At 43.8% G+C, this 13,149-nt stretch carries 15 protein-coding genes; 3 read left to right on the forward strand and 12 right to left on the reverse strand.

Annotated elements, in window-relative coordinates:
* Positions 1-29 precede the first annotated feature (29 nt).
* From OSJ91_RS26170 to OSJ91_RS26210, 9 genes are all read right to left on the reverse strand, one after another.
* Positions 30-1,532 carry a tetratricopeptide repeat protein gene (locus OSJ91_RS26170; RefSeq protein ID WP_350300538.1) on the reverse strand — a complete coding sequence of 501 codons (1,503 nt, stop codon included), beginning with the start codon at positions 1,530-1,532 and terminating at the stop codon, positions 30-32.
* Between the two features lie 479 nt (positions 1,533-2,011).
* Complete coding sequence (gene hisIE / locus OSJ91_RS26175; RefSeq protein WP_350300539.1) at positions 2,012-2,668, reverse strand: bifunctional phosphoribosyl-AMP cyclohydrolase/phosphoribosyl-ATP diphosphatase HisIE; 657 nt, start codon at positions 2,666-2,668, stop codon at positions 2,012-2,014.
* The gene (gene hisF, locus OSJ91_RS26180) at positions 2,665-3,423 is read right to left on the reverse strand and encodes an imidazole glycerol phosphate synthase subunit HisF (protein ID WP_350300540.1); all 759 of its coding nucleotides are present in this window, start codon (positions 3,421-3,423) and stop codon (positions 2,665-2,667) included. The genes hisIE and hisF overlap by 4 nt, the downstream gene beginning before the upstream one ends.
* The gene (gene hisA, locus OSJ91_RS26185) at positions 3,424-4,158 is read right to left on the reverse strand and encodes a 1-(5-phosphoribosyl)-5-[(5-phosphoribosylamino)methylideneamino]imidazole-4-carboxamide isomerase (protein ID WP_137016664.1); all 735 of its coding nucleotides are present in this window, start codon (positions 4,156-4,158) and stop codon (positions 3,424-3,426) included. It abuts the gene before it with no gap.
* Positions 4,155-4,787 (reverse strand): imidazole glycerol phosphate synthase subunit HisH, encoded by a 633-nt coding sequence (hisH, locus tag OSJ91_RS26190; RefSeq protein WP_350300541.1) that lies wholly within the window; start codon positions 4,785-4,787, stop codon positions 4,155-4,157. The genes hisA and hisH overlap by 4 nt, the downstream gene beginning before the upstream one ends.
* The gene (gene hisB / locus OSJ91_RS26195; RefSeq protein ID WP_063233950.1) at positions 4,788-5,375 is read right to left on the reverse strand and encodes an imidazoleglycerol-phosphate dehydratase HisB; all 588 of its coding nucleotides are present in this window, start codon (positions 5,373-5,375) and stop codon (positions 4,788-4,790) included.
* 100 nt (positions 5,376-5,475) lie between these two features.
* Positions 5,476-6,756, reverse strand: coding sequence for a histidinol dehydrogenase (hisD, locus tag OSJ91_RS26200; RefSeq protein ID WP_350300542.1), 1,281 nt, complete (start codon positions 6,754-6,756; stop codon positions 5,476-5,478).
* Positions 6,757-6,782: 26 nt separating this feature from the next.
* Positions 6,783-7,412 (reverse strand): ATP phosphoribosyltransferase, encoded by a 630-nt coding sequence (gene hisG, locus OSJ91_RS26205; RefSeq protein ID WP_034311625.1) that lies wholly within the window; start codon positions 7,410-7,412, stop codon positions 6,783-6,785.
* Positions 7,405-8,589 carry an ATP phosphoribosyltransferase regulatory subunit gene (locus tag OSJ91_RS26210; RefSeq protein ID WP_485890713.1) on the reverse strand — a complete coding sequence of 395 codons (1,185 nt, stop codon included), beginning with the start codon at positions 8,587-8,589 and terminating at the stop codon, positions 7,405-7,407. The genes hisG and OSJ91_RS26210 overlap by 8 nt, the downstream gene beginning before the upstream one ends.
* A gap of 490 nt (positions 8,590-9,079) precedes the next feature.
* Between OSJ91_RS26210 and OSJ91_RS26215 the strand changes: the two genes are divergently transcribed.
* From OSJ91_RS26215 to OSJ91_RS26225, 3 genes are all read left to right on the forward strand, one after another.
* Positions 9,080-10,135 carry a processed acidic surface protein gene (locus OSJ91_RS26215; protein WP_350300544.1) on the forward strand — a complete coding sequence of 352 codons (1,056 nt, stop codon included), beginning with the start codon at positions 9,080-9,082 and terminating at the stop codon, positions 10,133-10,135.
* Position 10,136: 1 nt separating this feature from the next.
* Positions 10,137-10,778, forward strand: a complete 642-nt coding sequence (locus OSJ91_RS26220; protein WP_485890714.1) for a class D sortase — start codon at positions 10,137-10,139, stop codon at positions 10,776-10,778.
* A 70-nt stretch (positions 10,779-10,848) separates the two neighbouring features.
* On the forward strand, positions 10,849-10,992 hold the full coding sequence (locus OSJ91_RS26225; protein WP_230176162.1) for a hypothetical protein: 144 nt from the start codon (positions 10,849-10,851) through the stop codon (positions 10,990-10,992).
* Between the two features lie 36 nt (positions 10,993-11,028).
* Here the strand turns inward: OSJ91_RS26225 and OSJ91_RS26230 are convergent, their stop codons facing one another.
* From OSJ91_RS26230 to OSJ91_RS26240, 3 genes are read right to left on the reverse strand one after another with little or no spacing between them, the layout of a single operon-like run.
* The gene (locus OSJ91_RS26230; protein WP_101223732.1) at positions 11,029-11,547 is read right to left on the reverse strand and encodes an acyltransferase; all 519 of its coding nucleotides are present in this window, start codon (positions 11,545-11,547) and stop codon (positions 11,029-11,031) included.
* Positions 11,544-12,212 (reverse strand): pyrophosphatase PpaX, encoded by a 669-nt coding sequence (ppaX, locus tag OSJ91_RS26235; protein WP_350300546.1) that lies wholly within the window; start codon positions 12,210-12,212, stop codon positions 11,544-11,546. Before ppaX ends, OSJ91_RS26230 begins: the two co-directional genes overlap by 4 nt.
* Positions 12,202-13,146: a nucleoside recognition domain-containing protein gene (locus OSJ91_RS26240; RefSeq protein ID WP_350300547.1), complete on the reverse strand. Its 945-nt coding sequence runs from the start codon at positions 13,144-13,146 to the stop codon at positions 12,202-12,204. The genes ppaX and OSJ91_RS26240 overlap by 11 nt, the downstream gene beginning before the upstream one ends.
* Positions 13,147-13,149 lie beyond the last annotated feature (3 nt).

Genomic DNA, 13,149 nt, shown 5'->3' on the forward strand with positions numbered 1-13,149 from the left:
AACAAATAATTTTTCGTCCAAATATCTGCTCATCCAAGCAAGGTTTGAACCAACTTTACGTACTTTGATAAGGTGGACACCGATATGAAATGTTTGTCTGCGATTGCTTGTTTGCTCGCCTTCTCATTTTTAAGCTGATTCCACACGTACTCCACCGCTGATGCCCATCCTGCTGGATTATTTAGCTTCTGCTCGGATTTAACCGCTTCGATGAAGACGGAAAACCACATTAAATACAGCCCGGCTTCATTTAATTGTATCGGTTGGAAATGCTGATATAATAACTCAGCTGTGCGATCGGCAAAATCAATCGGTGTTAATTGACGATCTTTAGCAGGAGCTTGAACAAGTTCGGCATAATCACGTTCCAAATCTGTGAAATTCTGATTAAGGTTGAGGACCTGGTTTTTCAATAGCTTCTGTTTATGAACCGAATGTTTCAGAAGGAAAATGGCAAATAGCCTTTCTTCGATGAATTCACTTTCCAGCCTTTTTATAATAGAAGGAAAATGATGTTCAAAACCATCTGAAGTTGCATTCATATCTCCCCAAGGCTCCATGCCTTCCTTTTCCGGATTCATTTCCACGACCTTTTTCCATGCCTTTTTGGCAGCCTGTTCATGGCCTAGGTGGTAAGCGGAAATGGTTAACCAATAGTAGAAGGTCCCATCTCCCTCGAACCCTTGCCTTTGTAGTACTTTCAGCCATTTATATGCAGAAGCATAGTTTCCGATCAAAGCGAAGGTCGCTCCAAGTTTGAAACGCTGTTCGGATAGCATCGGCCTAATTTTCTCCAGCATGTGTATGAGCTCTTCAACCTTTGCTTCATCCTGTTGATAATGATGAAAAACAACAAGGTTACACAGCGCATGCAGGTTTCCTGGACTTTTTTCCAGTACCTCATCAAGTGTTGCAAAGGCTTCATTTACTTGACCAAGATAGAAATAGGCAAGTGCCAGGTTATTATAAGCGGACCAGTAATCCTCGTACTCGGCAATCGTTTCTTTCAGTACTTCGATTGCCTTCGGAAAATTGCCTGATTCAAGGTACTCACGGGCTTGTTCCTGTTTGGTAATGAGCCCATCATGCTTAAAGGGATTTTCTTCTGACTCATCCGACTCAAAAGTTATCAATTCAAGCAGGTCCTCTGCGTCATCGCTGAACTCCCCGTCTTCTTCTTTATCAAGATAAGCACTGGCGTGACGATAAGCCTCCTTGAACATGCCTAAGTGGGCATAATTATTCGCCAGGAAGTAATGACATTCCGACATATAGGGATCCATCACATCCAAGATGTTTTCCAAGAGGTTGTTTGAATAATTATATTCTCCGATTTCCGAGCAAGTGATTGCCAATTGACAGGCTATCATCGGTTCAGCGGGTTCAAGTTCCAGCGCACGTTCCAGGTATTTTTTTGATTTAGGTAGTTCTCGTCTATGATAAGCTTTTAAACCCTTGGTGAAATAATACTCACCTGTTGGGTGAAAAGTTAGAATTTTTGCCTGTTGGCCAAATTTAGAGTCTTTACTCATGTAATCCTCCATCTTCAAGTTGATTAACCATAGTATTATAACATATTGGAGTAAATTTGCCGAACAATTCAAGAAAATGGAAAATGGGAAATACCATGCTTTCTTCAAGAAAAAATTGAAGTATATTCATAGTCAAATGGGGAGCCATGATTGCTGCTCGTTGCCGTATATACACACAAAAGGGGTTGGAAAATATCTCTTTCATGTTCCCGAACCCTACAAATCTCAGGTATGGTTTCTACCAGAAGTTTGCAGCAAAAGTTGATTGGGGCGGGTGTGCGGGACTCCGGCTTAGAAAAGCGCGTCTAAGGAGACTCCCGCAGGCGCAAGCCGAGGGCGGACCGCCCGCGGAAAGCGGGTGCCTGGATCGGTAATCAACGTCCAAATTGTACAACCCATAAAAAAACTGAAGACAAACTTGATTTTCATCGAGTTTGTCTTCAGTCTGAGCCCTCCTATTTACGGAGGGCAATCACCATTCATTCGGTTTCTTTCGGTTCGTCCTTATCGGCATGTCTAGCCTTCAATACATCAAGCACTGCTTGGAAAGGCAACTCCTGCTCCTGAAGAAGAACGAATAAGTGATAGAGGAGATCGGCACTTTCCATCGAAAGTTCCTCTGCATCGCGGTTCTTAGCAGCAATGATCACTTCTGCCGCTTCTTCACCTACTTTTTTCAGGATCTTATCAACGCCCTTATCGAATAGGTAGGTAGTATATGAACCTTCAGGCATTTCCGATTTTCTTTTTTTAATCAATTTTTCCAATTCCGTCAAGAAAGTCACATTCGCCTTCACGTCTTGTCCGGCTTCACTGTTTTGGTAAATGGTTTCGCTGAAACAGCTTGTTGCCCCTGTATGGCACGCAGGACCTGCAGGATCGACCCGAACGACCAATGCATCTTGATCGCAGTCATACTTCATTTCGATGATTTTCTGGGTATTACCGCTGGTTGCTCCTTTATGCCATAATTCATTGCGCGAACGGCTGAAGAATACCGTTTCACCTTTTTCAATCGACAATTGCAGTGATTCTTGATTCATATAAGCAAGTGTCAGCACTTCGCCGGTTCCTGCATCTTGAATAATTGCCGGTATCAGGCCTTTTTCGTCGTATTTAATAGTTTCAAGATTCATCGTACAACCACTCCTTGTTGTTTGAGAAACGCTTTGACTTCTTTGACGGATGTTTCTTTATAATGAAAAATCGATGCGGCTAATGCTGCGTCGGCTTTACCTTTTTGGAAGGCTTCCTGGAAATGCTCAGCGTTGCCAGCCCCGCCTGAGGCGATGACCGGCACCGAAACGGCTTCAGATACCGCTTTTGTCAAAGCAATATTAAACCCTTGTTTCTCGCCGTCACAATCCATGCTTGTCAATAGTATTTCACCTGCACCGCGGATTACGGCTTCCTTCGCCCACTCGATCACTTCCCATTCAGTCGGTTTCCGGCCGCCGTGGGTATATACGCGCCATGACCCGAGCTCTTCTTCATATCGGGCGTCTATTGCGACCACGATACATTGGGAACCAAAATAATCAGCACCTTCATTAATTAAATCAGGGCGCAGAATGGCTGCTGTATTTAAGGAAACCTTATCGGCACCAGCTCGGAGGATCTTCTTCATATCCGCCAATGAATTAATGCCGCCGCCCACCGTGAACGGGATTGCCAAGCTGCCCGCTACCGCTTGAACGACGTCGACAATCGTTTCCCTGCCTTCATGTGATGCAGAAATATCCAGGAAGACAAGCTCATCGGCCCCTTCTTGGTCGTAAAAGGCTGCAAGTTCGACCGGGTCTCCTGCATCCCTAAGGGAAACAAATTGTATCCCTTTGACTACGCGCCCATCCTTTACATCTAGACATGGAATAATTCGTTTAGTGAGCATTTAACCACGCACCTTTTCTAGTGCTTCTTCTACAGTAAAGCGATTGGTATAAAGCGCCTTGCCAATGATTGCCCCTGCAATGCCTTGGGCTTCATACTCTTTGAGGGTGATAAGGTCTTCGAGTGAACTAATGCCGCCCGAAGCAATCACGTTTTTACCGGTTGCCTCCGCCATGGCCAATATACCTTTCACATTCGGACCTGAAAGCATCCCATCCGTCGCGATATCAGTCACGATAAATGTCTCTGCACCAGCATCGGCCAGTAATTTACCAAGATCTATCGCTAGGGTCCCAGACGTTTGAAGCCAACCATGAGTGGCAACCCTGCCATCCTTGGCATCGATCCCGATTGCGATATGGCTTCCATATTTCCTAATCATATCTTTAGTGAAATCAGGGTCTGAAACGGCCGTGCTGCCTAGAATGACACGTTCCACACCATGATCCAGATAATGGGCTATATCCTGTTCCGTACGGATGCCGCCGCCGATTTGAATGCGGGCCCCTAACTCACTTGCAGCTTTGATTACGTATGAATCATTGATGCGTACTCCCTCTTTAGCTCCGTCAAGGTCGACCATATGTATCCAATCGGCTCCTTGGTCCGCAAAGCTTTTCGCCATATCGAAGGGGGAATCGCCATAAACAGTTTCCTGATTGTAATCTCCCTGGATTAAGCGGACGCATTTGCCTCCGCGCATATCAATCGCCGGGTAAATAGTAAAGTTGCTCATGCTTCTTCCTTCCCTTCTACTAATGACAGATAATTTTTTAACAGTGACATGCCCATCTTCCCGCTTTTTTCCGGATGGAACTGCATGCCGAACACATTCCCTTTACCGACGATCGCAGGCACTTCCACATCATACCTTGCCGAAGCAGTGACGAATGATTCATCGGTATCGACGTAGTAGGAATGGACGAAATAAACATGCTCCTCTTCCAGTCCCTCATTCACTGGTGATGCTTGTTTGAATTCAAGACGATTCCAGCCCATGTGCGGGACTTTATAAATCTGGTCATTCGCATCCACTCCCTTAAAACGAACGACTTTCCCCGGGATGAGGGATAATCCTTTAGCCGGTCCATTTTCCTCACTTTCATTAAAGAGAAGCTGCATACCAAGGCAGATTCCTAATAGATAACCTCCATCGGCTACATATTCCCTCAGGAATTCATCCAGCTTTTGTTTTTCCAAGAGACTCATGGCATCCCTGAAAGAGCCAACGCCGGGAAGTATGATTCCTTTCGACTTTGAAAGTTCTTTTGGGTCATCGGAAATGAATGAATCGGCACCAAGGCGCTCAAGCCCTTTACTTACAGAAAATAAATTCCCCATGCCATAATCGACGATCCCGATCATTTACAACATTCCTTTCGTCGAAGGGATGCCTTTGACACGTGGATCGATGGTCGTAGCTTCATCCAATGCACGTCCCAGCGCTTTGAATATTGCTTCGATCATATGATGTGTGTTGTGACCGTAATGAACGACTACATGCAGGTTCATCCTGGCTTCAAGAGCGAATTTCCAAAGAAACTCGTGCACGAGTTCAGTATCGAAAGTACCCACCTTTTGCGAAGGAAACTCAGCCCGGAACTCTAGATGCGGACGATTGCTTAAATCGATGACAACCTGTGCGAGTGCTTCATCCATGGGTACGAAAGCATTTCCATAACGCTTTATCCCGCGCTTGTCTCCAAGGGCCTCCAATAACGTCTGACCTAAGCAAATGCCAATATCTTCAGTTGTATGGTGATCATCGACGTCTGTATCTCCGTTTGCATCTACGGTCAAATCAAACTTCCCATGTTTCGTGAACAAATCCAGCATATGCGTCATAAACGGAACGCCCGTCTTAATGGAGGAATTACCTTCCCCATCCACACCAAACTTCAAACTTATTTCCGTTTCATTCGTCTTTCGCTCCACACTAGCAAAACGTTCCATTACAACTCCTCCTCAACGGGGTAAGACCCCTTTTCCCAAGATGTAAAAGCATGTCAAAAGTCTTTATATCAATGATTTCGCGTATTTTAATATTTCAGGATTATTTCCCGGACTCATTCACACCACGTGATTCAATGGCACGGGCGTGAGCCTCAAGTCCTTCCATTCGGGCAAATGCTGCGATTTTTTCTGCATTTTTGCGGAAAGCCGTTTCACTATACATGATGATGCTTGATTTCTTTTGGAAATCATCCACATTCAGCGGGCTGGAAAAACGGGCGGTTCCATTGGTGGGCAGCACATGATTGGGGCCTGCAAAGTAATCCCCGACGGGCTCCGAACTAAAGCGGCCAATGAAGATTGCCCCGGCATGCCGGATTTTTGCCATGATTTCAAGTGCATCATTGGCCACAATTTCCAAATGTTCCGGTGCAAGTTCATTAATCGCTTCGACAGCCTCCGCAATATTCCCGCATACAACGATCCTTCCATAATCCCTTATGGATGCTGCAGCAATATCATGGCGTGGAAGTAACGCCACCTGCTTGGTCACTTCTGCGGCCACTTCTTCTGCAAGAGACGTTGACGTCGTGACCAAAACACTGCAAGCACGGGCATCATGCTCCGCCTGTGACAGCAAGTCTGCCGCAACTTCTGCCGCGATGGCGTTTTCGTCCGCCAATATCGCTATTTCACTTGGACCTGCTATCATATCAATGGCGACATCTCCGAATACTTCCCGCTTCGCTAACGCCACATATATATTTCCTGGACCCACTATTTTATCCACTTTCTTAATCGTTTCCGTCCCATAAGCTAGAGCAGCTATTGCCTGTGCCCCGCCAACTTTATAGATTTCCTTAACTCCGGCAATTTTGGCAGCTGCCAAAACCGCTGGCGATAATTTTCCATCCTTCCCTGGCGGAGACACCATAACGATCCGTTCCACCCCCGCGGCCTTCGCAGGCAACGTATTCATCAGTACTGAGGAAGGATAGGCCGCTGTGCCCCCAGGTACATAAACACCTACAGCATCAAGAGGTGTTAATTTTTGTCCTAGCATCGTTCCCGTATCATCAGTCGTAAACCATGAATTTCGAATTTGTTTCTCGTGAAACATTCGAATATTATTCGCGGCTTCTTGTATAATATCAAGCTGCTCAGCAGTTAAGGATGCTGTCGCTTCTTCCATTTCCTGTTCCGATACAAGTAATTCCCCTGCACTGACACCATCGAAACGTTCGGTATAGGTATGTAAAGCGGCGTTTCCGCTTTTCCTGACATCATAAATAATATCCTGAACCGCTTTTCTTTGATCGGCAGTACCTGCATCAACCGAGCGTTTCAGTGAAATCCCTTCAGCAAACCGTTCTATTTTCATACCTTCACCTCATTAGCGATTCTTAACTATTCAATAATTTCTGCTAGCCGTTCTACGATTTCGGTAATCCTTGCTTCTTTGATTCGATAGCTGACAGGGTTTGCCACCAGCCTCGAAGTCACATTGGCGATTTTTGCATATTCCACAAGACCGTTTTCCTTCAATGTCCGCCCCGTTGAAACGATATCGACGATTCGTTCAGCTAAACCAATTAACGGTGCTAACTCAATAGACCCATTCAACTTTATAATCTCGACTTGCTCCCCCTGCTCACGAAAATAACTGGAGGCAACATTCGGATATTTACTGGCTATTTTAGGGGCGATGTCACTTATTTTCGTACCAGGCAGTCCAGCTACAGCTAAATAGCAGGCACTGATTTTCAAATCAAGTAACTCATAGACATCACGTTCTTCCTCTAACATGACATCCTTTCCTGCAATTCCAATGTCAGCGACGCCGTGTTCCACATAGGTTACGACATCCATCGGTTTAGCTAAAATGAACCGCAGATTTTCCTCTTCCACTTCAAGGATCAATTTCCGGGAATCATCAAACTCGGGAGGGAGACGAAAACCGGCCCTTCTTAATAGCTCTGCCGCTTCTTCAAAGATTCTTCCTTTCGGCATGGCAATCGTTAAAAAGCTATTATTCATCTTTTCCATACCCCCCATTCCCTACGAATAAATGAACTTCAGAAAATGTCCGTGTAAAGGCATCGACATTTTGGACGACCGTAATATCTTGAATCGTTACCAATTTTCCTTCGGAGCGTTTAATTCTTGCAAATTCAATGGCTTCCAATCTTCGTTCGGGACTGTATAAAATACATTCTGGCGCGACAGGCTGGATCGGCTCCCCAAGAGCTTCTGCAAGACGATCCACCCGGATTGCAAAACCTGTGGCCGAAGCATTCCAACCGAACTTCTCGAGCAGATTATCATACCGGCCGCCATTGCCGATTGGCGAACCTACTTGTCCGGCATACACTTCAAATAAAGTTCCTGTGTAATAGCTCATATGACTGACCAATGTTAAATCAAAGCTCACATATTGTTCAACGCCAAATTCTTTCAGCTGCGCAGACAATTCCGTCAGTTCAGCCAAAGAATCCTGCCCTTTATTATTTTCAACCAACCCCAGCGCCTTTATCAGGGTCCCTTCACTGCCCCTTAATGAGGTAAATTCGATAAGCCGTTGTTTATCTATGGATGAAAGCGGCAGTGATTTAACATGCTCGCGATAACCAACATAATTCTTTTCATACAAAAACTTCCTTAATATAGAGGCTCTTTCCTCCGTACCTAGAATGCTCAAGAAAAATTCCTGCAGAAACCCAATATGCCCAATGGAAATTTTAAATTCCTGAAGCCCGGCAGCCTTTAGAGCATCCGCAAGCAGGGCAATCATTTCAGCATCGGCACTAATGGCCTTATTTCCGATGCACTCAATACCAATCTGTTCGAATTCTGCCGGCCTGCCTCCTTCACGCTGCTGTGCCCGGTATACATTCGCGGAATAGGCCAGGCGAAGCGGAATTTGCTCTTTTAACAATTTGGATGCTGCGACCCGTGCAATGGGGGCTGTCATCTCGGGACGGAGTACGAGCGTATGCCCCTGTGAATCAAGAAGTTTAAACAACTGTTGATCCAATATTGCCGAAGCCTCGCCAATTGTTTCATAATATTCCAAAGCAGGCGTTTCAATAAATTGATAGCCCCACTTCTTGATTTCATCACTCATTTTATTTCTGGCCGACACTTTCGTTTCATACAGCACCGGCAATGTATCTCTCATGCCTAACGGTTTTTCAAACATAAATGGCTTTGTCACGACTGCACATCCTTTTGAAATATTGATTACTATCTATATCCAATCGGTCCGCCTGTAGGCAAAAACCGATGCATCCATTCCTTATTTTGTTTATCCCTTTATCTTTCCAAGGTTTCACGCTTAAATCCAAATTTCGGATAACATATAAAAATAGTATCAAATAAAATGACATAATCATATAAATACTCACAATAATCTATTAAATTACTTTAGTTCGCTAATATGGTAGCAGGTTGAAGTTACTAATAGTTTACTCTCGCTCCCATCTTACGTCAAGGAAAATATGCCTAATTCCATTACTTCAAACCACAGCTATCTTTAATATTCTTCATGATCGATTTAAGTCCAAATGCAAGGAATTATACCTTTTTACCCAGATGATTCTTCCTATCTTTAGCCATTCATTGTTATTAATGTATACCTTTTGGTTTAGCTGTTTTATAATATTCAGGAGTTTGGTAATATTATAAAATTTTAGGGGGAAATGGGAATGAAGAAATATTTTTCATTTTTTGTGGCACTTATCGTTCTTTTTTCACTGGGTTCAAGCGGAACGATTGGTTTTGCCGCAACTAAGATCAATCAGGATGAGCTTAATGCATACCTTTCTGAAGTTAGAATGACACAAGATGAATTGGAAGAGTATTTATCCTATTACGACTTAACATTGAATGAACTGAAATCGGTAGAAGAGTTGCGTGATACATTAGGACCGGCCGTCACTCCTGAGACCTTACAGAATCTACTTAAACAATATGAAATGACAGAAGCTGAACTTAAGGAATTATTAATAGAATACGGCGAACTGGAAGAGGGAGATTCCATCATCGATACCTTCCATTTCATTTACGACATTGAGGATATCATCGATTTAGAAATGGATTATGATGAGGAAGAGATGAATTATGATGAAGAGATCATCGATTTAATGGATGGCCTCTTTACTGAGATCGGTCTAACAGACGAAGAGCTCGACAGATTCATGAACCATCTTTTGCCTATCATCGAAGACCCTTCTTTTGAAGCTCGTTTAATGACGATCTCCGATAGAATGAATCAACTTGAGTATTTTGAAACAATTGATGAATTGTCTGCAGAACAAGTGGCTGAATTGCTTTCTATTTATAATGATCTTCAAAGCTTGCTGCAAATTCAATTCAAGTTCGCCTTAATTCAGGATGGTGTCACGACAAACCTATCCCTTGAGGCTTTATTCCAGCTTAAGGAATTAACGAATGCTAGTTTACTAGTTTCCATTTATGATTTAAACGGCAATTTTTTGCTCGATTTTATATTGACAGGTAAAATGATCGGTTCCGATTTAGTGAAAGAAACCGGTAATGACATTAAACAGTCCACCAAGGTCATTTCTCAAGTGGTTGAGGTAAAAAAAGAAAAGAAGAAACCCGCAAAACCTGAACACAAAACGGAAAAAGGCGGAGTGCTTCCTAAAACGGCCGGTCATTACTTATTCGGTGCTTTAATCGGTTTAGTGTTGATGGGTATCGCTTTCGGATTGATCAGAAAAGCGAGACTCACTAATTAAGATGAGCAAAAATAGGCAATCCAGGCATAAGAAAAAATCGTTACTTGTCACTGCTGTTTGCTTTTTAACCTTAGGTTTTTATTTTACAACGACAAACGCCTATACACTGTTAAAAGGCTATGCCCTGTATAAATGGGATGAATCTGACACAACGGAAGCGACGGCTAAGCTCCCCGAACCGAAGGCGAAGGCAAATATTCCCGATGGGCTTGAACTATATGAAGAACGACCGGAGACAGGTGATTTGATGGGTAAGCTTTATATTCCAAAAATTGAAGCAACACTCCCAATTTATCACGGAACGGACGAAGATGAACTCGAAAAGGGCGTCGGTCATTATGCGGGCTCCGTCCTCCCAGGTGAAAAGGATAATTCCGTTTTATCCGGTCACCGAGATACAATTTTCAGAGATCTAGGCGAAGTTGGCGAAGGCGACTTGCTGATTGCGAAGACAGAAGCCGGTACGTTTACATATAAAGTGAGGAAGGTTCGTATCGTCGATGCAAATGACCGGACCGTGATCGTTCCCAAGCCTAAAGCCACACTTACAGTAACAACCTGCTATCCTTTTTCATATATTGGTAGTGCACCGGAACGGTACGTATTGGTTGCCGATTTATTGAAATCGGAATTAAATAAATGAGATATGGGGCTGAAGTTTTTCAGCCCCCTCTTCATAAATCTTTAATAGATGATAGGAGGACAAGCTCAATATGGATAAACAGGCACAGGAAAGGTTTTTTCGTGTTTTAAAAGAAACGTATGAGGCGACGGTGAACCAGGAATATATATCAATCAACGAAGTCATGGAGCATCTAAAGAATGAACTGACTCCGTTATACCCAAAATGCCATTAAAAAGGACCTGCCGCATATATGGGCAAGTCCTTTTTTTCACAAGGAAGTTTGCTGCTCCCTTTCAAGCATTTCTTCTTTGGTATATATGATTTTCATTGGATTTCCCCCGACGAAAGCTCCCTCTGGAACATCCTTATGGACAAGTGTACCTGCAGAGACAATCGCCCCATTTCCGATTGAAAGTCCTGGAAGAATGGTCGAATTGGCTCCAATCAATACTTCATCCCCAATGACTACATCTCCTAAACGATATTCCTGAATCAAATATTCATGAGCAAGAATCGTCGTATTATAGCCAATGACAGTATTTCTTCCAACTGATATTTTTTCCGGAAACATCACATCGGGCATGACCATCAAGGCAAACGAAGTATGCTTCCCGACTTTCATATGTAAAAAAGTCCTGTACAGCCAATTCTTCATGCCCAGAAAAGGCGTATAACGCGCTAGCTGTATCACCACAAAATTCTTGACGACTTTCCAGAATGGAACGGTCTTATATACATGCCATAGTGAATTAGCCCCTTCAACTGGATAGCGGGACGTGCGTCTCATTTTCTAGCCTCCGTGAGCTTTTCAACCTCAATGATATTCAATAAATCCGCCATCTGTTCAAGCATATAATCAGGGTGATAGCTTTCCAGGAATTCACGGCCTCTAATGGACCATGAGACGCCTGCCGTTTTTGTACCTGTGTTCTTCCCGCCCAGAATATCATGATAACTGTCGCCAATCATGATCGCTTCTTCAGGAACCGAACCGAGTTGATTTAAAGCTTTTACCAAAGGCTCTGGATCCGGCTTTGCTTTTTCCACCTCATCCAGTGTGACCACCACATCAAAGAATTGATCCAGTTTGCTTAAACAGAGGCCCTTTTCGACGACATCACGCTTCTTTGTCGTAACGACTGCCAATTTATAGCCGCTCTGCTTCAATGTTTGAACGGTTTCGAACACACCGTCAAATTGTGTGACAAGCAAATCATGGTTCCTCCAATTATGCTCCCGATAGTAAGCGATCATTTCATCCACTCGTTTTGGATCAATGGAAGAGAAAGTATCGAACAAAGTCGGTCCGATAAATGGAATGATATCTTCCCGATTGAACTTTCCAGGACAAAAGTGGTTTAACGTTTCTGTAAAAGAGGCGATGATCAATTCATTTGTATTGATTAACGTCCCATCAAGATCAAATAATAATGTAGTTATGTTACTGTTCATATACAGCTTCCTTTCTCTGTACCCTGTCAGCCCGATTCCATATATACGCAACGACCATCGTTAAAACAATGGCAGTGAGTATCCGAATAAGTAATAACGGCAAGACAGGAATCCCCAGCGGAATAAAAATCAGTGTATCTTCTACAACAGCATGGCAGGCAACTAAAAAGATGAATGCAATCGTCATATCCTTCTTCGAAACATTATCCTCTTTAGCCGCTTGAATCATCACCCCTGCCCCATATGCCAAACCGAGAGTCAGGCCAGTAACGAAAGGCATGGAAGCATTCGGCTTCATCCCCAGGACCTTCATGAAGGGTGCAAGGGCTTTCGAGAAGGCTTCCAGCCATTTTAAATCTTTCATGATTTGAACCGCCACCATGAGCGGAATAACGATAACTGCCAGCTGAGCAATTCCGGAAAGGGCCTGGATGATCCCATGTAATAGGATTGCACCCGCTCCGTTAATCTCTGCTGCCTCCCCGATAGCCACTCCTTGGGCCATTTCAGATCCGCCCTGCCAAACAAGATTGATGACGACCGCTGACAAAAGCGCAAGCCCGATCCGTACTGTCAGGATGATCCACAGCTTGACACCGGTTTTCATCGCCACACCTGACTCGATCAATAAATTATGTGAAAAAGATAGCATCATAGCGATAATGAAAACTTCTTTCACAGTCAAATCAAGCGTTAATATGCCAGCGATCGCTGCGTACAAATTCAGGAAATTACCTAACACGAGCGGAATTGCCGCATCTCCTGGAAGACCGATGAGATTCATCAAAGGCGCTATCAAGTTAATGATGAATGGCAAAACAGGTGTATATTGAAGCACAGTAACGATCAGAGTAACTGGAAATATCACTTTTCCCAAAGACCAGGTTGTATTCAAGCCTGAAAGAAGTCCCTTTTTAACCGAATCCACTATCACTAT

Source organism: Bacillus sp. T-10(2022) (assembly GCF_056502895.1).

Excerpts from the sequence above, each read along its gene's own strand:
- OSJ91_RS26170 (WP_350300538.1), bottom strand. The coding sequence starts at position 1,532 with ATGAGTAAAGACTCTAAATTTGGCCAACAGGCAAAAATTCTAACTTTT.
- hisIE (WP_350300539.1), bottom strand. The coding sequence starts at position 2,668 with ATGAATCTTGAAACTATTAAATACGACGAAAAAGGCCTGATACCGGCA.
- hisF (WP_350300540.1), bottom strand. The coding sequence starts at position 3,423 with ATGCTCACTAAACGAATTATTCCATGTCTAGATGTAAAGGATGGGCGC.
- hisA (WP_137016664.1), bottom strand. The coding sequence starts at position 4,158 with ATGAGCAACTTTACTATTTACCCGGCGATTGATATGCGCGGAGGCAAA.
- hisH (WP_350300541.1), bottom strand. The coding sequence starts at position 4,787 with ATGATCGGGATCGTCGATTATGGCATGGGGAATTTATTTTCTGTAAGT.
- hisB (WP_063233950.1), bottom strand. The coding sequence starts at position 5,375 with ATGGAACGTTTTGCTAGTGTGGAGCGAAAGACGAATGAAACGGAAATA.
- hisD (WP_350300542.1), bottom strand. The coding sequence starts at position 6,756 with ATGAAAATAGAACGGTTTGCTGAAGGGATTTCACTGAAACGCTCGGTT.
- hisG (WP_034311625.1), bottom strand. The coding sequence starts at position 7,412 with ATGAATAATAGCTTTTTAACGATTGCCATGCCGAAAGGAAGAATCTTT.
- OSJ91_RS26215 (WP_350300544.1), top strand. The coding sequence starts at position 9,080 with ATGAAGAAATATTTTTCATTTTTTGTGGCACTTATCGTTCTTTTTTCA.
- OSJ91_RS26220 (WP_485890714.1), top strand. The coding sequence starts at position 10,137 with ATGAGCAAAAATAGGCAATCCAGGCATAAGAAAAAATCGTTACTTGTC.
- OSJ91_RS26225 (WP_230176162.1), top strand. The coding sequence starts at position 10,849 with ATGGATAAACAGGCACAGGAAAGGTTTTTTCGTGTTTTAAAAGAAACG.
- OSJ91_RS26230 (WP_101223732.1), bottom strand. The coding sequence starts at position 11,547 with ATGAGACGCACGTCCCGCTATCCAGTTGAAGGGGCTAATTCACTATGG.
- ppaX (WP_350300546.1), bottom strand. The coding sequence starts at position 12,212 with ATGAACAGTAACATAACTACATTATTATTTGATCTTGATGGGACGTTA.